Annotated in this window: 21 protein-coding genes; 13 read left to right on the forward strand and 8 right to left on the reverse strand. The window is 63.5% G+C overall.

Annotated features, from left to right (window positions below; translation table 11 throughout):
- Positions 1–13 precede the first annotated feature (13 nt).
- Positions 14–1,102 (reverse strand): tRNA 2-selenouridine(34) synthase MnmH, encoded by a 1,089-nt coding sequence (gene mnmH, locus G3574_RS23025; RefSeq protein ID WP_163967893.1) that lies wholly within the window; start codon positions 1,100–1,102, stop codon positions 14–16.
- 207 nt (positions 1,103–1,309) lie between these two features.
- Between mnmH and G3574_RS23030 the strand changes: the two genes are divergently transcribed.
- From G3574_RS23030 to garD, 9 genes are all read left to right on the forward strand, one after another.
- Entirely contained in the window at positions 1,310–1,630 is a 321-nt protein-coding gene (locus G3574_RS23030; protein ID WP_163967894.1) for a hypothetical protein, read from the forward strand.
- Between the two features lie 160 nt (positions 1,631–1,790).
- Entirely contained in the window at positions 1,791–3,035 is a 1,245-nt protein-coding gene (locus tag G3574_RS23035) for a glycoside hydrolase family 1 protein (protein ID WP_163967895.1), read from the forward strand.
- Positions 3,036–3,134: 99 nt separating this feature from the next.
- Positions 3,135–3,743 (forward strand): type 1 glutamine amidotransferase domain-containing protein, encoded by a 609-nt coding sequence (locus G3574_RS23040; RefSeq protein WP_163967896.1) that lies wholly within the window; start codon positions 3,135–3,137, stop codon positions 3,741–3,743.
- Positions 3,744–3,812: 69 nt separating this feature from the next.
- The gene (locus tag G3574_RS23045) at positions 3,813–4,706 is read left to right on the forward strand and encodes a LysR family transcriptional regulator (RefSeq protein WP_163967897.1); all 894 of its coding nucleotides are present in this window, start codon (positions 3,813–3,815) and stop codon (positions 4,704–4,706) included.
- A 138-nt stretch (positions 4,707–4,844) separates the two neighbouring features.
- Positions 4,845–6,224: an MFS transporter gene (locus G3574_RS23050; protein WP_163967898.1), complete on the forward strand. Its 1,380-nt coding sequence runs from the start codon at positions 4,845–4,847 to the stop codon at positions 6,222–6,224.
- Positions 6,225–6,257: 33 nt separating this feature from the next.
- Positions 6,258–7,043, forward strand: coding sequence for a 2-dehydro-3-deoxyglucarate aldolase (garL, locus tag G3574_RS23055; RefSeq protein ID WP_163967899.1), 786 nt, complete (start codon positions 6,258–6,260; stop codon positions 7,041–7,043).
- Positions 7,044–7,062: 19 nt separating this feature from the next.
- Positions 7,063–7,953, forward strand: a complete 891-nt coding sequence (gene glxR / locus G3574_RS23060; RefSeq protein WP_163967900.1) for a 2-hydroxy-3-oxopropionate reductase — start codon at positions 7,063–7,065, stop codon at positions 7,951–7,953.
- A gap of 25 nt (positions 7,954–7,978) precedes the next feature.
- Positions 7,979–9,238 (forward strand): glycerate kinase type-2 family protein, encoded by a 1,260-nt coding sequence (locus tag G3574_RS23065; protein ID WP_163967901.1) that lies wholly within the window; start codon positions 7,979–7,981, stop codon positions 9,236–9,238.
- A gap of 61 nt (positions 9,239–9,299) precedes the next feature.
- Positions 9,300–10,826, forward strand: coding sequence for a galactarate dehydratase (gene garD, locus G3574_RS23070; protein ID WP_163968148.1), 1,527 nt, complete (start codon positions 9,300–9,302; stop codon positions 10,824–10,826).
- A 42-nt stretch (positions 10,827–10,868) separates the two neighbouring features.
- Here the strand turns inward: garD and G3574_RS23075 are convergent, their stop codons facing one another.
- A complete protein-coding gene (locus G3574_RS23075) occupies positions 10,869–11,774 on the reverse strand; it encodes a crotonase/enoyl-CoA hydratase family protein (RefSeq protein WP_163967902.1) in 906 nt (301 codons plus the stop codon).
- 215 nt (positions 11,775–11,989) lie between these two features.
- Here G3574_RS23075 and G3574_RS23080 point away from each other — a divergent pair, with 215 nt between their 5' ends.
- Positions 11,990–13,126: a zinc-binding dehydrogenase gene (locus G3574_RS23080; RefSeq protein WP_163968149.1), complete on the forward strand. Its 1,137-nt coding sequence runs from the start codon at positions 11,990–11,992 to the stop codon at positions 13,124–13,126.
- Here the strand turns inward: G3574_RS23080 and G3574_RS23085 are convergent.
- The 3 genes from G3574_RS23085 to G3574_RS23095 all read right to left on the reverse strand — a co-directional run bounded on the left by G3574_RS23085 (position 13,119) and on the right by G3574_RS23095 (position 15,560).
- Complete coding sequence (locus G3574_RS23085) at positions 13,119–14,099, reverse strand: aldo/keto reductase (RefSeq protein ID WP_163967903.1); 981 nt, start codon at positions 14,097–14,099, stop codon at positions 13,119–13,121. The genes G3574_RS23080 and G3574_RS23085 overlap by 8 nt on opposite strands.
- 296 nt (positions 14,100–14,395) lie before the next feature.
- Entirely contained in the window at positions 14,396–14,761 is a 366-nt protein-coding gene (locus G3574_RS23090) for a hypothetical protein (protein WP_163967904.1), read from the reverse strand.
- 157 nt (positions 14,762–14,918) lie between these two features.
- Complete coding sequence (locus tag G3574_RS23095; protein WP_163967905.1) at positions 14,919–15,560, reverse strand: histidine phosphatase family protein; 642 nt, start codon at positions 15,558–15,560, stop codon at positions 14,919–14,921.
- A gap of 204 nt (positions 15,561–15,764) precedes the next feature.
- Between G3574_RS23095 and G3574_RS23100 the strand changes: the two genes are divergently transcribed.
- Entirely contained in the window at positions 15,765–15,989 is a 225-nt protein-coding gene (locus G3574_RS23100) for a hypothetical protein (protein ID WP_163967906.1), read from the forward strand.
- A gap of 81 nt (positions 15,990–16,070) precedes the next feature.
- Here G3574_RS23100 and G3574_RS23105 read toward each other — a convergent pair whose 3' ends face one another.
- Positions 16,071–16,649 (reverse strand): hypothetical protein, encoded by a 579-nt coding sequence (locus G3574_RS23105; RefSeq protein WP_163967907.1) that lies wholly within the window; start codon positions 16,647–16,649, stop codon positions 16,071–16,073.
- Positions 16,650–16,686: 37 nt separating this feature from the next.
- Complete coding sequence (locus G3574_RS23110; RefSeq protein WP_163967908.1) at positions 16,687–17,259, reverse strand: hypothetical protein; 573 nt, start codon at positions 17,257–17,259, stop codon at positions 16,687–16,689.
- A 225-nt stretch (positions 17,260–17,484) separates the two neighbouring features.
- On the opposite strand from G3574_RS23110, the gene G3574_RS23115 reads away from it, so the two are divergent.
- On the forward strand, positions 17,485–18,213 hold the full coding sequence (locus G3574_RS23115; protein WP_163967909.1) for a substrate-binding periplasmic protein: 729 nt from the start codon (positions 17,485–17,487) through the stop codon (positions 18,211–18,213).
- Positions 18,214–18,232: 19 nt separating this feature from the next.
- Here the strand turns inward: G3574_RS23115 and G3574_RS23120 are convergent, their stop codons facing one another.
- Positions 18,233–18,460: a hypothetical protein gene (locus G3574_RS23120; RefSeq protein ID WP_163967910.1), complete on the reverse strand. Its 228-nt coding sequence runs from the start codon at positions 18,458–18,460 to the stop codon at positions 18,233–18,235.
- 158 nt (positions 18,461–18,618) lie between these two features.
- Between G3574_RS23120 and G3574_RS23125 the strand changes: the two genes are divergently transcribed.
- The gene (locus G3574_RS23125) at positions 18,619–19,200 is read left to right on the forward strand and encodes a hemerythrin domain-containing protein (protein WP_163967911.1); all 582 of its coding nucleotides are present in this window, start codon (positions 18,619–18,621) and stop codon (positions 19,198–19,200) included.
- Positions 19,201–19,208: the final 8 nt, after the last annotated feature.

The following is a 19,208-nucleotide window of genomic DNA, read 5'->3' on the forward strand; positions in this document are numbered from 1 at the left end:
GACGGCGCCGCCGCTAGATCGATGACGAAGCGGGCTCGCCGGCTTTCTCTTCCGCCCGCAACGCACGTGCGGCCTCCAGGAAGAACTCTTCGGACCAGCCCTTGATCGCGAGCTTGCGCGCATCGCCGAACCGGAGGTAATTGCGCCGGATGGACGTGGCATAAGCCGGATCGTAATGCTTGTCGAGCAGGGTGGCCACCAGTTCGTCCCAGTTGCCGCCGTCGACGAGCGCCTCCCATTCCGAGATCACCGCATTGCCATGCACCTTGATCAGGCGCCGAAGGTTGGCCTTGAGCCGTTCGGGGTCGTGCAGGAAGAAATCATATTCGTCCAGCAGGAGCCGGATGCGGTCTTCACGGGCCAGCCTGAGTTCGATGCAGGGCGCCTGCCGCATTGCCAGCATCAGGATCTCGGGAACGCGCAGGTTGCCGATCTTCTTGCTCTCCGATTCGACGTACACCGGACGGCTGCGGTCGAGGCTGCGCAGCTTTGCCCACAGGTTGCTCTCGAAGAGCTTTTGCGGCGGTTGCGGCACGCTGTCCATTTCGCCCAGCACCGAACCCTTGTGGCAGGCGATCGCTTCCAAGTCGAGCGCCTGGCTGCCGCTGGCTTCGAGCGCGCGCAGCAGCCGGCTCTTGCCGGTGCCCGTGGCGCCGCAAACGGAAAACAGGCGCAATCCGGCGGGTTGCTTTTCCAGGTCGTGAAGCACGAAGTGGCGATACGATTTGTAGCCGCCATCGAGCTGGGTCACCTGCCAGCCGATCTTGGCAAAGATGTGCGCCATCGAGCCGCTGCGGTTGCCGCCACGCCAGCAGTACACCAGCGGGGTCCATTCGCGCGGCTTGTCATGAAACAGGGTGTCGATGTAGCCGGCGATGTTGCGCGCGGCGATCGCGGCGCCTACCTTCTTCGCCTCGAACGCATCCTGCTTGTAGAGAGTACCCACGTGCACGCGCTCCGCATCCGAAAGCACGGGGCAATTGATCGCTCCGGGAATATGGTCGTCGGCATATTCGGAAGGACTGCGGACGTCGATGATGGCGTCGAAGCCGTTCAGCCGCGGGGCCAACTCTTCGAAGCGCTGGAGGACAAGGTTTTTCACGTAACGTTGGATGCGATATTGGGAGGCATTGCCGAGATTCTACCGTGGAACACCCCCGGGTCTGCTAGATCGCTTCATGCAGCGTCGTGCCAGATCCTGATTACAATACGGCAATGAAGCCGAGCGTCAACAATTCCTCAGTGAAAATTGACCGCAGGTAAGGCATAATCCGCCTTCCCTCCTTTCGTTCCAGAGGCGAATCCCTTCATGTTGTCATTTCGTTCCCTTTTCCATGCCTCCAACCGCGACATGCCCTTCGTGACGGCAGCGATTGCATTGACGGCATTTTTCTCTTCCCTGCTGGTTGCGCTGCTCATGGTGGCTGACGGGCAGCCTGCATTTTTGGCCATCTGGTCGGTGCTTGCCTTTCTCACGATGAAGTATGTCCGTGCCCATCGCAAGTGGCGCGGCTCCTTCGAACGCATCTATGCGCCCGGCGCCATGCCCGCCGCTGCGGCCCGGCAATTCCGCCATGCCGGCAAATCCGCGGATGCCGAAGAGGTATCGTTCCGCGAAGTCGTCCGGTAAGTCTTTCCCTTGCGGGCGATGGACGCGATGCCGTCGCCCGGAATGCCTTGCGCTCCGGCAACCGGACGCACGCCACTTCATCAATCCTGCATTTCTGGCCGCAACTCTGCGGCCCTCCGCTTGTCTCTTTCTATTCCGCCAATGTGAAAGAGGCAAGGCCATGGCGCAGCGTCCAGGCATATTTCCCACATTTTTTCTCTCGGGCTTCGAGTGTTCCTGCTTCCTCTGGAAAGACCAGGGTCGTCGGGACCTGGTTGCGGAAACGCGGCACCGCGAGCACGCCTGGGAAGATTATCGCCTCTTGCATGAACTCGGCATCGCGGTCGCGCGCGAAGGCATTCCCTGGCCCATGGCCGACCGGCAAGGCAAGTACGACTTCTCGTCGATCACTCCCTTCATCGAAGCGATGAAGGAGTACAAGATAACGGCTATCTGGGATCTATGCCATTACGGCTATCCCGACGATCTCGATCCCTATCAACCCGCGTTCCGCGAGCGCTTCGGCGCATACTGCCGCGCGGCCGCCACCCACATCCGCAAGAATTTGCCCGGGCCTTATTACTTCACACCCATCAACGAAATCACCTTCTTTTCCTTCTGCGGCGCCGAATGGGGCTGGGTCGCTCCCTACGGCCACAGCAAGGAAGAGCGCATGCGCTTTCGCCTGGCCCTGTGCCATGCGGCCATCGAAGGCGTGAAAGCCATACGGGAAGTCATTCCCGAGGCGCGCATGATCCACGTCGACCCGCTGGTCCAAGTGGTTGCCCCGCGCGACAGGCCGGACCAGGCGCAGGCGGCGTGGCATGAAACCTATGTCGACACCTTCCTGGCCTGGGACGTGATCTACGGCAAGGAGCATCCCGAGCTGGGCGGCGCGCCGGACATCCTCGACATCGTGGGCGCCAACAATTATTCCTTCGGCCAGATGGAATACCGGGAGCATGGGCCGCACGCCGCCTTGCCGCCGGACGATGATCGCATACAGCCCTTGTGCGAATTGCTCAAGACCGTATGGGAACGGTATCGGCGGCCGATGATCATCAGCGAAACGAGCGGCATGGGCAAGGGCCGCGCCGCCTGGATGAAGGACGTTACCGAGGAAGCGCTCGCCGCGGTCAACCAAGGCATGGACCTGCAGGCCATCTGCCTGTTTCCGGCGGTCGACATGCCCGACTGGCATACCGGCAAGTGGCTGCATAACGGCATCTGCGACATGGTCGAGCAGGACAGCGACTTGCTCCGCGTGCAGGACCAAGACTATGTGGCCGAACTCAGGCGCTGGCAAAAGGAACTCAACCGCGTCACCCGGCTCGATGAAGATCCCTACAGCGATCCGGTGGAATTGAACGACGTCATCGAAGCGGCGCGGCGCTTGCAGAAGCGCCCCGACAAGGATTGGTGCTGAAAGGCGCCTTCCGCCGCATCATGGCCCGGGGCAACGACGCCCTTGTTGGCACGTGAGCGCGGCGGCCCACCCCAGCAGATAAAGGAAAGGAAGAAGCACATGGCTGACAACACAAGCGATTTGAATGGAAAGCGCATTGCCATCCTCGTCACGGAAGGATTCGAGCAGGCGGAATTCACGGAACCAAGGAAAGCGCTGGAGCAGCAAGGCATCGTGACGCAGGTGGTTTCATCCAAGCCCGGCAAGGTGCAGGGCTTCAACCACCATGACAAGGGCGACCAGTTCGACGTCAACCTGACCTTCGATCAGGCAGTGGCGGATGAGTTTGATGGCGTGCTGCTGCCCGGCGGCGTGATTAACGGCGACCAGCTGCGCGTGATCCCGGAGGCCCAGCGCTTCGTGCGGGAGATCGACGATGCCGGCAAGCCGGTGTTCGTGATCTGCCACGGCGGCTGGGTGCTGGTCTCTGCGGGCCTGGTGGATGGCCGCACCATGACGAGCTGGCCCACCCTTCAGGACGACATCCGGAATGCCGGCGGCACCTGGGTCGACCAGGAAGTGGTCGTGGACGGCAACTGGGTCAGCAGCCGCAAGCCGGCCGACATTCCCGCGTTCAACCAGAAGATGGTCGACGTCCTGCACCAGGCAAGCCTGGGAGAAGGCTTGCGCGGCCGCGGCGACCAGCAAGGCATCGGACTTCCCGGCTGAGGTCCGTTGCAGCATCGGCGATACCCCTTCACAATGCGTTAAGAACGGATTGATGCAAGGAGTGAATCGATGTTCGAAATCAGCCAGATACGCTGCTTCGTCGCTGTAGCGGAAGAATTGCATTTCAGCCGGGCGGCGGAGCGGCTCAACATGACCCAGCCGCCGCTCAGCCGGCAGATCAGGCTGCTCGAACATCACGTCGGCGCGCAATTGCTCGACCGCACCAGCAGGTCGGTGCGGCTGACCGCCGCCGGCAAGTCATTCTTTCCCGAAGCCGCCCGGATCTTGCGCATGGCGGAGGAAGCGGCATCGACCGCGCGGCGGGTGGCCAAGGGAGAACAAGGGTCCCTGTCGATCGGGTTCACCGCCGCTTTCGGTTATGGCTTGCTTCCGGATGTCGTTCGGCGCTTGCGCGAACGCGTTCCGGGCATTTCGCTCACCCTCAAGGAACTCGTTACCACCGCCCAGCTGGAGGCGCTGGACTCGGGAAAACTCGACCTGGGATTGATGCGCCCTCACCCGGAACACGGTGAAATCGAGACCATCACCCTCGCGCATGAAGCGCTCATGCTTGCCATTCCCGAGCGCGAGGCGGCGCGCTGGCCCCAAAAGCCGGGGCTGGATTGCCTGCACCAGAAACCCTTCCTGATGTATTCCCCCTACGAAGCGCGCTACTTCTACCAGTTGCTGCAAAGCGTCCTCGACCGTGCCGGCGTGCAGCCCGACGTCGTCGAGTACGTCGGCCAGATCCACACGATGCTCGCCCTGGTGAACTCCGGCATTGGCGCGGCCTTGATTCCGGCCGCCGCCGCGCGCCTGCAGTTCAGCGGCATCGTGTTGCGGCCCATGACGACCGACCCGGCGGAGCCGGTCGAAATGGTGTGTTCCTATCGCCGCGACAATGACAATCCCATTCTCGACATCTTCCGGAAACAGGTATTGGACGGCTTCCGCGCCGGCTGAAGACGGCAAGCCGATCAATTCACTTTCTGGATCGATGGCGATACAGATTGGTTTGATGCGGCATTGATCCGGGCATAAGATCAAGCCATACAAAAACAATAGTGGCAGCCAGCATCGCTGGCACGATCAACCCAATCCATGGAGACACGTGTGGAACACGCACAAGCCCTCAACACTTCTGCCGCCAGCAAGGTCCAGTCGCGCACCCGCTGGTTCGTCCTCGCCATTCTCTTCATCGTTACCACGATCAACTATGCCGACCGCGCGACGATTTCCATCGCCGGTCCGGAATTGAAAAAGGCGCTCGGCCTGTCGCCGGTGGAGATGGGATACATCTTTTCCGCTTTCGCCTGGTCCTACGTCCTGGCCCAGCTTCCGGGCGGCTGGCTGCTCGACCGGTTCGGATCCAAGGTCACCTATTTCTTCAGCATTTTCCTCTGGTCGCTGTTCACCCTGTTCCAGGGCACGATCGGATTCCTGACGGGCGGCGCGGCGGTCGCGGTACTCTTCCTGCTCCGTCTTCTCGTCGGCGTCGCGGAAGCTCCTTCGTTTCCGGGCAACAGCCGCATCACCTCGGCCTGGTTCCCGACCAACGAGCGCGGGCTGGCGGCGGCCATCTTCAATTCGGCGCAGTACTTTGCCACCGTGCTGTTCGCGCCGATCATGGGCTGGCTGGTGCACACCTACGGCTGGCAGAGCGTGTTCTACGTGATGGGCACGCTCGGCATCATCGTTTCCCTGGTGTGGCTCAAGACCATCTATGGTCCCAAGCAGCATCCCAGCCTGAGCGCCAGCGAATTGAAGTACATCCAGGAGGGCGGCGCGCTGGTCGACCTGGACGGCAACAAGGGCGTGGCGAAGAAAAGCGAAGTCAACACGATGGCCTGCATCGGCGAACTGCTTGGCAACCGCATGCTCCTGGGCGTGTATATCGGCCAGTACTGCATCACCACGCTGACGTACTTCTTCCTGACGTGGTTTCCCGTCTACCTGGTCCAGGAAAGGCACATGACTATCCTGAAGGCAGGTTTCGTCGCCTCCCTGCCGGCGATCGCGGGATTCCTCGGCGGCATCGTCGGCGGCTGGCTCTCCGACCGCCTCGCCAGGGCCGGCTACTCGCTGTCGGTGTCGCGCAAGGTGCCGATCGTGATCGGCATGCTGATGTCCATGAGCATGATCGCCTGCAACTACATTCAAGCCGACATGCTGGTCGTTGCCGTGATGTCGCTGGCCTTCTTCGGCAAAGGCGTAGGCGCGCTAGGCTGGGCGGTGGTGGCGGATACGTCGCCCAAGGAAGCCGGCGGCCTTTCCGGCGGCCTGTTCAACACCTTCGGCAATACCGCCGGCATCACCACGCCCATCGTGATCGGCTACATCGTGCAAGGCACGGGTTCGTTCTCCGGCGCGCTGGTGTTCGTCGGCGCCAACGCCGCGCTCGCCATCGCCAGCTACCTGTTCATCGTCGGCGACATCAAGCGCGTGACGCTGTCGAAGTCGCTGGTGAACAAATCCTCGTGACCCTCGAAGCCGCTTACCGCCATAGAGCCTGACATGACTTACTCGACTCCCTACACCGCCTTTCCCAACCGCTTCAAGCACGACCTGCGCGAGGGAAGGCGCCTGATCGGCTGCTGGTCTTCGCTGGCCAACCCGATCACGACCGAGATCCTCGGACTGGCCGGCTTCGACTGGCTGCTGCTGGACGGCGAGCATTCCCCCAACGACCTGAACAGCTTCATCCTGCAGCTGATGGCGTTGAAGGACAGCGTGAGCGCACCGATGGTGCGCCCGCAATCCAATGATCCGGTCCAGATGAAGCGGCTGCTCGACGCCGGCTTCTACAATTTCCTCATTCCCTTCGTCGAATCGGCGGAAGATGCCATGCAGGCGATCGCTGCCACGCGCTATCCGCCGCGAGGCATCCGGGGCGTGTCCGTCGCCATGCGCAGCAACCGCTTCGGCACCGTGAAGGATTACCAGTCGATCATCGACGACAACATCGTGGTGACGGTGCAGATCGAGAGCCGCAAGGCGGTCGACAACATCGAGCGCATCTGCGACGTCGATGGCGTGGATGCGGTCTTCATCGGCCCATCCGACCTCGCGGCCGGCTACGGCCACCTCGGCAATCCTTCCCATCCCGAAGTGCAGCAGGCGATGGAGCGGATCATCGCGTCGGCCAAGGCGGCCGGGATGCCGATCGGCATCCTCGCTCCCAACGAAGCGGACGCGCGCCGCTACATGGACATGGGCGTCACCATGGTTGCCGTCGGCAGCGACCAGGGCGCGTTCCGCGCTGCGACGCAAGCCCTGCGGGACAAGTATTCGCAATCTTAAATAAATTCAGGAGAGATCAATGAGCAAAGTCGGTTTCATCGGCCTGGGCATCATGGGCAGTCCCATGGCCGGCCATCTGATCAAGGCCGGACACGAGGTCTACCTTCACAGTCGCTCGGGCGTGCCGGGCGAGCTGATCGAAAGCGGCGGCAAGGCATGCGATTCCAGCAAGGAAGTCGCGGAGCGCGCCGATGTCATCATCATGATGGTGCCCGACACGCCGCACGTGGCGGCGGTGCTGTTCGATGCGGACGGCGTTGCCGCGGGCCTGTCCGCCGGCAAGGTCGTGGTCGACATGAGTTCGATTTCCCCCGTGGAGACGAAGGCGTTCGCCGAACGCATCAATGCGCTGGGCTGCGAGTACGTGGACGCTCCCGTGTCCGGCGGCGAGGTCGGCGCCAAGGCGGCGAGCCTGACCATCATGGTCGGCGGCAGCGAAGCCGCCTTCGACAAGGTGAAGCCCCTGTTCGAGCTGATGGGAAAGAACATCACGCTGGTCGGCGCCAACGGCGCCGGACAAACCTGCAAGGTTGCCAACCAGATCATCGTTGCGCTCAACATCGAGGCTGTCGGCGAAGCGCTGCTCTTCGCCTCCAAGATGGGCGCGGATCCGGCGAAGGTCAGGCAGGCGCTGATGGGCGGCTTCGCGGCATCGCGCATCCTGGAAGTGCATGGCGAGCGCATGGTCAACCGCACCTTCAATCCGGGATTCCGCATCGAGCTGCATCAAAAGGACCTGAACCTCGCGCTGTCGAGCGCGCGCGCCATCGGCGTATCATTGCCGAACACCGCCACTGCGCAGGAATTGTTCAATGCCTGCGCCGCGCATGGCGGCGGCGCCTGGGACCATTCCGCCATGGTCCGTGCGCTCGAGAAGCTGGCCAATTTCGAGATCGGTCAGCACGACTGATCTTCGTTTTGCCAGGAAGCCCGCGATGAATCCTCGTGAATTGCTGCAAGAGATGTTCCGCGCCGCCATCGAGGCGGCGCAGCCCGACCATTGCATACCGCCGCACCTGCCGGAGCCCCGGACGGGACGCCTCGTGGTCATCGGCGCGGGGAAGGCATCCGCCGCCATGGCGCGCGCCGTCGAGCGCCACTGGCAGGGGCCGCTCTCCGGCCTGGTGGTGACCCGCTATGGCTACGCCGTCCCTTGCGAGCGCATCGAGATCGTGGAGGCGGCGCATCCGGTGCCGGACGAAGCCGGCATGACGGCGGCGCGGCGCATCATGGCGCTCGCGCAAGAGTTGACTGCGGATGACACCGTGCTCTGCCTGATTTCGGGCGGCGGTTCCGCCCTCCTCGCCCTGCCGCTCGACGGCATCACGCTCGAAGACAAGCAGGCCGTGAACCGCGCCCTGCTCGCCTCGGGCGCGACGATCAGCGAAATGAACTGCGTGCGGCGCCATCTCTCGGCCATCAAGGGCGGGCGTCTCGCAGCGGCATGCCATCCCGCGAAGATGATCACCCTGCTCATTTCCGACGTGCCCGGCGACAATCCCTGCGACATCGCTTCCGGCCCCACGGTCGGCGACCCGAGTACTTGCGACGACGCGCTGGCGATCGTTCGCCGCTATGGCATCGCCCTGCCCGGCGCGGTGCGGGAGGTCCTGGAATCCGGGCGCGGCGAATCGGTGAAGCCGGACGATCCGCGCCTCGCAGATTGCGTCACGCGCATGATCGCGACGCCGCAGATGGCGCTGGAAGCGGCGGCCTCCGTCGCCCGCGCCGCCGGCATCACCCCGTACATCCTCGGCAATGGCATCGAAGGCGAGGCCCGCGACGTCGGCAAGGTCATCGCCGGCATCGCGCGCCAGGTCGCCGAATACCGGCAGCCCTTCCTTCCGCCTTGCGTGCTGCTGTCCGGCGGCGAGACCACGGTGACGGTGCGTGGCCAGGGGCGCGGCGGGCGCAATGTCGAATTCCTGTTGTCGCTTGGCCTTGCGCTGCAGGGACTCGCGGGCGTGCACGCCATTGCCGGGGACACCGACGGCGTGGACGGCCAGGAAGAGATCGCCGGCGCCCTGCTCACACCCGATACGCTGGAGCGGGCCTGGCAGAGCGGCATCCGACCCATGGACGCCTTGCAGAACAATGACGGCCACGGCTTCTTCGGCGCGCTCGGCGACGCCGTCGTCACCGGGCCGACCCTGACCAACGTCAACGACTTCCGCGCCGTGCTGGTGCTGGACTAACGAAACGGAGATCCACGTGGAGACCCTGCAATCCGCCGCACAGGCGCCGCTCATCATCTCCATGCACGAGAACGACAACGTCGCGGTCGTGGTGCGCACCGGCGGCCTGCCGGCCGGAACCGAAGTTCGTCCCGGACTGGTGCTGCGGGAAGCCATTCCGCAGGGACACAAGGTCGCCCTCGCCACGTTGCCGGAAGGCGCCGAGGTGAGGCGCTACAACGTCGTCATCGGCCATGCCTTGCAGGAGATCGCTGCCGGCGGCTGGGTCAACGAGCACCGCATCGCCATGCCCGGCGCGCGCGAGCTTAGCGGCCTGCCCCTTTCCACGCGCCCGCAGGAACCGCAGCTCCCGCTGGAAGGCTACCAGTTCGATGGCTATCGCAATGATGACGGCTCGGTCGGCACGCGCAACATACTTGCCATCACCACCACCGTGCAATGCGTGTCCGGCGTGGTCGATTTCGCGGTCAGGCGCATCAAGGAAGAACTGCTGCCGCGCTATCCCAACGTGGACGATGTCGTCGCGCTGAATCATGCCTACGGCTGCGGGGTGGCGATCGACGCGCCTGCGGCACCCATCCCGATCAGGACGGTGCGTAACATCAGCCGCAATCCGAACTTCGGCAACGAGGTCATGGTGGTCAGCCTGGGCTGCGAAAAGATGCAACCCGCTCGCCTGCTGCCGCCCGGTGCTATCCCGATGCGCGGCGCCGAGCAGGCCGACGTGGTTTGCCTGCAGGATGACGAACACGTGGGCTTCATGAGCATGATCGATTCCATCATGCGCACCGCCGAACGCCACCTGCAACGATTGAATGCACGGCGCCGCGAGCCCTGCCCCGCCTCTGCGCTCGTGGTCGGCATGCAGTGCGGCGGCAGCGATGCCTTTTCCGGCATCACTGCCAATCCGGCGCTCGGCCATGCGGCGGACCTGCTGGTGCGGGCCGGCGCGACGGTGATGTTTTCCGAGAACACCGAAGTGCGCGACGGCGTGGACCAGCTGACATCGCGCGCGGCAACGCCGGCCGTCGCCGAAGACATCATCCGCGAGCTCGCCTGGTACGACGATTACCTGCGGATGGGCAGCGTGGACCGCAGCGCAAACACCACGCCCGGAAACAAGAAGGGCGGATTATCGAACATCGTGGAAAAGGCGATGGGCTCGATCGTGAAGTCAGGATCGTCGCCCATCGTCGGCGTGCTGGCGCCCGGCGAAAACGTGCGCGAAAAGAAGCTGCCTCCCGGCCTGGTGTTTGCCGCGACGCCGGCCAGCGACTTCATCTGCGGCACGCTGCAGCTTGCGGCCGGCATGAACCTGCACATCTTCACCACCGGGCGCGGCACGCCGTATGGTCTCGCGGAGTGCCCGGTCATCAAGGTGGCGACGCGCACCGACCTTGCGCGTCGCTGGCACGACCTGATGGACGTGAACGCCGGCCGCGTCGCCGACGGCGAGATCGACATCGAGGCGCTGGGTTGGGAAATATTCCACCTCATGCTCGACGTGGCCAGCGGCCGCAAGACATGGGCCGAACGCTGGAAGCTGCACAACGACCTGACCCTGTTCAATCCCGCGCCTGTGACCTGATCGTTGCCGGCGGCCGGCGCGGCGTCGGCTGCCAATGCCGGCCTAGCGATAAGGCTTTTCTTCCCACCAGGGGAAGAACGACGGCATGTCCGACGACACTTTGTTGGTGAAATTTGCCGGGCGTTTTTCCAGGAAGGACATCACGCCTTCCTTCGCATCCGCGGACGCCCCCCGCGCGTAGATCGCGCGGCTGTCGATGCGGTGCGCATCCATGGGATGTTCCGCGCCGAGCATGCGCCACATCATCTGGCGCGTCAGGGCCAGCGACACCGGCGCGCAGTTGTCCACCATTTCCCGTGCCAGCTCGCGCGCGGCGGGGAGCAGTTCGCCGGGCTTGCAGACCTTCTGCACCAGGCCGCCTTCGAGGGCTTCCTGCGCCGAAAATATCCTTCCGGTGTATGTCCACTCCAGCGCCTTGCTGATGCCCACGAGCCGCGGCAGGAACCAGCTCGAACAGGCTTCGGGAGTGATGCCGCGCCGGTTGAAGACGAAGCCGAAGCGTGCATCCTCGGAGGCGATGCGGATGTCCATGGGCAGCTGCATCGTTGCCCCGACGCCGACCGCCGCGCCGTTGACCGCCGAGATGACCGGCTTCAGGCAGGCGAAGATCCTGAGCGATACCCGTCCTCCGCCATCGCGCACCGATTCGTGGCTCCAGTCGATGTCGCCGCCGGCCATGCGCGGCGTGCCCTGCTTGTCCGGCCTGTCTTCGCGCGCGGCGAAGTCGAAGGTCTTCGCACCCGACGAGAGATCGGCGCCGGCGCAATAGGCGCGTCCGGCGCCGGTTACGATGATGGCGCGCACCGCGTCGTCGGCGTCGGCGCGGTCGAAGGCATCGATGAGTTCGTTCATCATCGTCCCGGTGAAGGCATTCAGCTTGTCGGGGCGATTCAATGTGATGGTCAGGATGTTCTCGGAAACGTCGTAGAGTATGGTCTCGTAGGTCATCGCTTTTTCCTCGTGGAATGGTGGAAGCCGGGCGTCATGGATGCTCAGCGAGACGATACACCATGACGCGTTTCTTCGATGCCGGCACGTGGCCGCCCTCAAGCCGGTCGTTCCCGGCCCGGCTTCGCGTTTGCCGGCGGATTGGTATGATGACCGGATTTGCGGCGCGGTGCCGCTACTTACAGCCAAGGAGAACGCAATTGAGCGCGACAAACATGTCAATGCAGCTTCGTTCCGTCGTCAAGGACAACGGTGAACTCGAATTGTCGCTCGCCAGCGTGCCGGTGCCGGTGCCTGCGGATAACGAGGTGCTGGTGCGGGTCGAGGCGACGCCGATCAATCCATCGGACATCGGCCTGTTGTTTGGCGCGGCGGACATGAGTACCGCGACGCATGCCGATACGCCCGGCGGCCCGGTCATCACCGCGCGCGTCCCCGAGAAGGCAATGAAGGGCATGATGGCGCGGGTGAACATGCCGATGCCGGTCGGGAACGAGGGCGCCGGCACCGTGGTCGGCGCGGGCCGCTCAGAGGCGGCGCAGCGCCTGCTCGGCAAGACGGTCGCCGTGCTCGGCGGAGCGATGTACGCCCACTACCGCTGCGTTCCGGTGGAGCAATGCCTGGAGCTGCCGGCTGGCGCATCGCCGGCGGAAGGTGCTTCGTCCTTCGTGAATCCCCTGACCGCGCTCGGCATGGTGGAAACCATGCGGCGTGAAGGTCACAAGGCGCTGGTGCATACCGCGGCCGCGTCCAACCTCGGGCAGATGCTCAACCGGATCTGCCTCGCCGAAGGAATCGGGCTGGTGAATGTGGTGCGCTCGGAAGAACAGGTTCGTCTCTTGAAGGAAATCGGCGCCACGCACGTCTGCAACTCCGCCTCGGAAAACTTCATGCAGGAGTTGACCGATGCCATCGCCGCGACGGGAGCAACGATAGGCTTCGATGCAATCGGCGGCGGCCGGCTCGCGGGGCAGATCCTGAGCGCCATGGAGGCCGCGATCGGCCGCAGCGCCAAGGAGTACAGCCGCTATGGATCGACGACCTTGAAGCAGGTGTACATTTATGGCGGACTCGACATGCGGCCGACGGAAATCATTCGCGATTTCGGCATGACCTGGAGCATGGGCGGCTGGCTTCTGTTTCCCTTCCTGCAAAAGGTCGGACCGGAACGCGTCGCCCAGCTCAAGCAGCGCGTCGCGAACGAATTGAAAACGACGTTCGCCAGCCACTACACCAATGTAATCTCCTTGCAGGAAGCGCTGCGGCCTGACGTGATTGCGGCCTACCTCAAGCGCAGCACCGGCGAGAAATTCCTGATCAACCCCTGGAAGGACGCGCCGCCGGTCAATTGAAGCCGGCCACTGCATGCGGCACGTAGGGCTCTTCGAGGCGCCGGATCTCGTTTTCGTCCAGCTTCAGTGACATTGCCGCGACCGCGTCCTCGAGATGCGCCAGCTTGGTGGCGCCGACGATGGGCGCGGTGATTCCGGGTTTCTGCAGCACCCATGCCAACGCCACCTGGGCGCGGGGAACGTTCCGCTCCTTGGCAATCTGCGCGACGCGCTCGACCACGAGACGATCCGCGTCGCCGGTATTCTTGTAGAGCTTGTGCGCCACCTCGTCCGTCTCGGCACGCGCGCTGCTTTCATCCCAGTCGCGCGTCAGGCGCCCGCGCGCCAGCGGGCTCCAGGGAATGACCGCGATGCCTTCGTCGCGGCACAGCGGCAGCATCTCGCGCTCTTCTTCGCGGTAAAGCAAGTTCACGTAATTCTGCATGCTGACGAAACGCGTCCATCCGTTGCGCTCGGCAACGTGCAGCGCTTTGGCAAACTGCCAGGCATGCATCGACGAGGCGCCGATGTAACGCGCCTTCCCGGCCTTGACGACGTCATGCAAGGCTTCCATCGTTTCCTCGATCGGCGTGCCGTAGTCCCACCGATGGATCTGGTAGAGATCGACGTAGTCGGTGCCGAGACGGCGCAGGCTGGCATCGATCTCCGCGAAGATCGCCTTGCGCGACAGGCCCTGTCCATTCGGCCCGGGCCGCATCCGGCCGTGAACCTTGGTGGCGATCACCACCTCTTCGCGCCTCGTGAAATCGGTGAGCGCGCGGCCCACAATTTCCTCGCTGGTGCCGTCCGAATACACGTTCGCCGTGTCGAAGAAGTTGATCCCCAGGTCGAGGGCCTGGCGGATGAAAGGCCGGCTTTGCGCTTCTTCGAGCGTCCACGGATGCGTGCCGCGGCCGGGCACGCCATAACTCATGCATCCCAAGCAGAGACGGGACACTTCCAGCCCGGTGCGGCCAAAATTTACGTAGTCCATTGCAACTCCTTTGGTTCGATGAAAGGATGAGACGCGGAACATGAATGATGTGCAAAGCATAACCAATTCCACGACCGGACGCCGGGCGGCTGCTGAACCCGGGAAGTAAGAACATTGGAAGAACGCCGCCGATGCTCAGCGGATGATGAGCGCCGTCATCTCGAAAGGAATGGGGAATGGGAAAAGTGGCGAGGGGAAGCGGGTGATGCGCCGTTGCCCGCATCGAGCCGGGGAGGCTCGAGGACTCGCGGGCGGATCAGGCGGGCGGCGCGGCCGCCGCCTGGATCGGCGCCGCCTCAACCGAGGGCGGCTTCTTCGTACTGGCTTTTGAACGCCGGGGATGCGGTCGGCTTGGGTGCTGCGGCGGGCTGGCTGAACAGCGCGGCGGCGACGCGCTCGGCGAGGGCATTGTCACCCTTCTTCTGCAAGGCTTCGTAGACTTGCTGGAATGCGTCTGCCACCTTGGCGGGATTGTGGATTGCGAGGCCGTGGGCCATGGCATCGAGCGATGCATCATCGCCGCAGACACCCCGCAATCGGGTGCGGTAATCGCTGGCATAGGTATCGCGATCGATGACGACGACTTCGACGTTCTGGTCGTCTTTCAGAACTTCGGATACGGCATTGTTTTCGAGAATGACGACGACGCGACGCTTTTTCATTGGTGTCTCCCTGACAGCACTAAAAACATGACCGAACAACGCGGCGTCAAAAGGCTAGGATTACAACCAACCCGTGTCACTTACAAATTGTTTCATTTGGAAAAGCAAAATTGTCAGATTGGCCAGACGATTGGTGGTGAAAGTACCGGACCCGGCATCAGCGCAACAGGTTCCACTGGTCTGGCTGGATGCGCGCGACGACCGCCCAGCCGCTGCCGGTCGGCTCGAGCACCGCGGCTTCGCCTTCCGCGAGATGGGGCGGACCGGCGATGCTGCGGAAAGGCGTGCCATGTCCGATGATCCAGCGCAGGCTCCCGCTGGCGACCGGGGTGGCAAGGAGGATTTTCAGGCCGGGGTAGTTGGCGCCCTGCTCTTCCCGGATCTCGTTGCGGGACTTGACCTTTTCCTCGCCGAATATCAGGCGGGCGGTGTCCATGGTCCGGCAATACGGGCTGCTCAGCACTTCCTGGACTGGCAGTCGAAGCTTCCTGATCGCGTTGCCGATGCGGCGGGCCGTTTCCTTTCCCTGCACGGACAAGAGGCGCTGGTTGGCACAGTCGCCGTAATTTTGCATTCCGGCATCAGTCTTGGAAAAGTCCGTCTGGGTGTGCCTGAAATAAATGACATAGCCGCCCTTGCGCAACGCATCCCCGAGAGCAGCATCGGAAAGCGCCCGCCCGGCCACCGGTGCCGAACTCTGCACGTCGGGAATGACTGGCTCTATGGCGGCTGCCAGCCCGCAGGCAAGGCTGAGCAGGAGGAGCGCGCTGCGGCAACCCCGGAAAAGAGAAGGAAGCATCTTCGCAGTGTAGCCGAGGCCTCATCCGGCCCGGGTGGCGGCCATGACCTCGCCTTGCGCCTGCGCAGACAAACCACGGCAGCGGCAGATAGGCGGCGCAGCCCAGGACATGTCAAGCAGCAAGGGATGATCTGGCTCACCTTCGCGTGTCGAACTCTTGTCCTGTTTGCATGACGAACGATCGTCACTTTTACAGGAGCGAACATGCCGATGAATGAGTCCCAGGGCCGGGTCTGGAAACAGATCACGCAAGCCTATCAGCAGTGGGATCAGGACCGCAGCAATCCCATGGAGATCAACGAACTGACCAGCATGATGCCGGAAATTCCGGCGGAACTGATTGGCGAGACGCTGGCCGAGGCGCTGGCCGATGGACGCATTATCGCTTTTGAAGATCCGGGACAGTTCCTGCCGGTCCCGAATCATTGATGCCAAAGGCGGCGTCTTCCAGATGACGCCGCCTTGATTGCGCCGGGCAGCGCCCGGGCGCAATCAAGGTTGTCAACCAGATCAGGAGCAGGTGACGACCACGCTGGTCACGTTTGCGCTGCCCATGATGGCGGTGCCATTGCTCACCTGGCAGGTCTGGCCCGCGGGCTGCGTCAGGACCGCCACGCCGTAGGCGGCGCCGTCCGCGACCGGCACGTTGAAGGTGAAGCTGGTGCTGTTTGCAGGCACGCTGGCGGTCGTCCCGCCGTTGACCAGGACGAGGCCGTCGGTGGTCAGCCCCGAGACGGTGCCGCCGAGGGTGTAGGTATTCTGTACGCAGGCCACGTTCGCCCAGGTCACCGAGATGCCCGTCGCGGTTCCCGCGCTGCCGGTCACGGCACAGGTCAGGCGCGGCGGCTGCTGCTGCACCGTCACGTTGTAGGCGTCGTAATTGCCGATCGCCCCCGGAAACTTGTAGGAAGTGGCGTTCGCCGGAATGGACACCGTGCTGGTGCCATTGTTGGCCAGCACCAGCCCGTCGGTGGTCAGTCCCACGACCGAGCCGCCCAGGTCGATGGACGAATACCCGCCGCAGGCGGCCAGCCCGGCGACGAGGGCAATCCCGGCCGCAACGGCCAGGGTTGATCCGAATGACTTCATGAAATTCTCCAAAATGACGAAGGATTCTTGCCGCGCGTCAGGAGCAGGTGACCTGCACGCTGTTGATGTCGGCCACGCCCATGGTGCCCACGGCATTGGCCAGTGAGCAGGTCTGGCCCGTCGGCTGGGTGAGGATGGTCACGCCGTAGGGGTAGCCCTGCCCGACGCGGCGGGAGAAGACGAAGCTGGTGGCATTGGCCGGCACGCTCACCGTATCGCTGCCGTTGGTCAGCGCGAGTCCGCTCGTCCTCAGGCCGGTCACGGTGCCGCCCAGGTTGTTGTTCGGCACGCAGACGACCTGGACGTTGTTGACGTCGCCGGTCGCCACGCCGCTCGCGTTGTTCACGGCGCAGCTCAGGGTGGAGGGGACGGAGGTGATGGAAACGTTATAGACCGTTCCGAGCGGGAGACGCGTTCCGAAGGCGAATCCGGTCGAGCCCTCGCCCAGATTGATGGAGTTGAAGCCGTTGTAGAGAATCAGGGGGCCGGTGGTCAGGCCGCTGATCGTTCCGCTGATGCCGGCATCGTGGGAGGAGCCGCCGCAGGCCGCCAGGGCGGATGACAGCATGAGGGTTGCCAGCGTACGTGCCGAAAAGAGAGATGTGGTCATGGCGAATGCAAAATGGTGATGGTTCATGCCGCGCGGAGCAGCCCGCGTTTTTGCGCAAGTCGCAATATTACCTTGTCGGACAGACTGATGCCCTGCCGCATGCCCGCCAATGTCGGATTCCAGCAAAATTTTACATGCAGGGGGACCGGCGGCGTCCCGCCGGATAGGAATGCCGGCAACGTTCGCATATACTGCAGGAAACATCCCCAGCCCCGGAGGGACCGCATGTTCCTGCGAATGTGTATCGCCGCCCTGTCGTGCCACATTGCCCTGACGGTCCAGGCCGCGGATCTGGTCGTAAACGCCGGTGACATCATCCCATTCTGCTACGAAGCGGACGGCCGCCAGAGCGGGATCGCCGTCGACATCCTGCAGGAAGTGGGAAAAGGCACCGGCATCGATTTCAGCTTCCGCTTCCTGCCCTGGAAGCGGGCGCAGCTGGAAACCATGGCGTCGAAGAACCAGGGCGTCATCCCCTTGTCCCGCACGCCGGAACGCGAGAAACAGTACCAATGGATCGCGCCGCTGTTCGAATACCAGTTCATCCTCGTCACCCGCGCCGGAACGCCCGCCCCCAAGACGATCGACGAGGCGAAGCACATGGCGGTAGGGGTGTTGCGGGGCAATCCGATGGAAGCCTTATTGCCGCAGCTGGGGTTCACCCGCGTCATCCCCGGCAATACCGAGGAAATCGTCGCCAAGCAGCTCAAGACCCGCGTGATCGACGCCTGGGTGGTGGCCGACCTGGTGGTCATGAACAATTACAAGCGCGCCGGCGGCGATCCGTCCGAACTCGTGCTTGGCCCCCGCATCGGCGACCCGATGGCGGTCTACCTCGGCGGCTCGCCGGAATTTTCCGAGAACGACAAGCGCCTGATCTCCGCCGAGGTCGCCCGCCTCAGGCAGAACGGCGGCATCACCCGCATTCTCGCGCGCTACAAGCCGGGCCTGTAAGCTACGGGAGCCTCCCGGCTCAATGGTGGTGGTGATGGTGGTGCGTCCAGCCGGCATCGCCGGAGGCGAGGAAGGATTCCACCGCTTCCTTGTCTCCCGTCGCGTGGCGCAGGATTTCTCCGCATTTGCAGATGCCCTGGTAAGGCTGGATGTGGGAGCAGGCGGAAACCTTCTGCAGGTAAAGGGTGACGGGCTTCGCGCAGGACTTGCACTTGAAGGTCAGCGTGCGCGCGGGTTTGTTGGCCATGGAAATTCCTTGCTTGCGTTGAAAGGTCGGTGCCCGGGAATTGCTCCCGCAAACGCGGTTTAGGGCGGCAATACCAGGCAAACCCGGGATTATCGCCTGTTCGGCATGGTCTTTGCACGCTTCCTCCGTTCCCTCAACCCGAATCCGGAGAATGGTCCATGAATACGCTGGTCGACAAGCTCAGTCCCTCCATCACCAACATGATCCGCATGGATCACACCGCGGTCCTGGCAACTTTTCATCAATATGAAATAGATACAAAGCCCAAGACCAAACAGGCGCTCGTCAGCGCCGCTTGCCTGGCCCTGGAAATCCACGCCCAGCTGGAAGAAGAAATTTTCTATCCTGCAATGGCGCGGGCCGGCGCCGAAGACTTCGTCGAGGACAAGAGCGTGCCCGAGCACGACACCATGCGCACGCTGATCGACACGCTGCGCCGGATGAAGCCGACAGACTCGGCCTACGACGACACCTTCATGGAATTGATGCGCGACGTGCTGCATCACGTCGCCGACGAAGAAACCCGCCTGCTGCCCATGGCGGAACGGGTGCTGCATGACAGGCTCGGGGAACTTGGCGCGGCAATGACCAAGCGCCGGCTGGAATTGTCCGCGCCGCGCGCGGGCGAGATTGCGATGAACACCGCCCGCACCCTGCCCGCCAGCTCCATGCTGCTCGCGGCCGGCGCGCTGATCGCCGGCACCTACTTCATGAAGCGTTCAACCCCGCGCCACGCCTGATCACGGCG

It is taken from the genome of Noviherbaspirillum galbum (assembly GCF_010974945.1).
GTDB lineage: Bacteria > Pseudomonadota > Gammaproteobacteria > Burkholderiales > Burkholderiaceae_D > Noviherbaspirillum > Noviherbaspirillum galbum.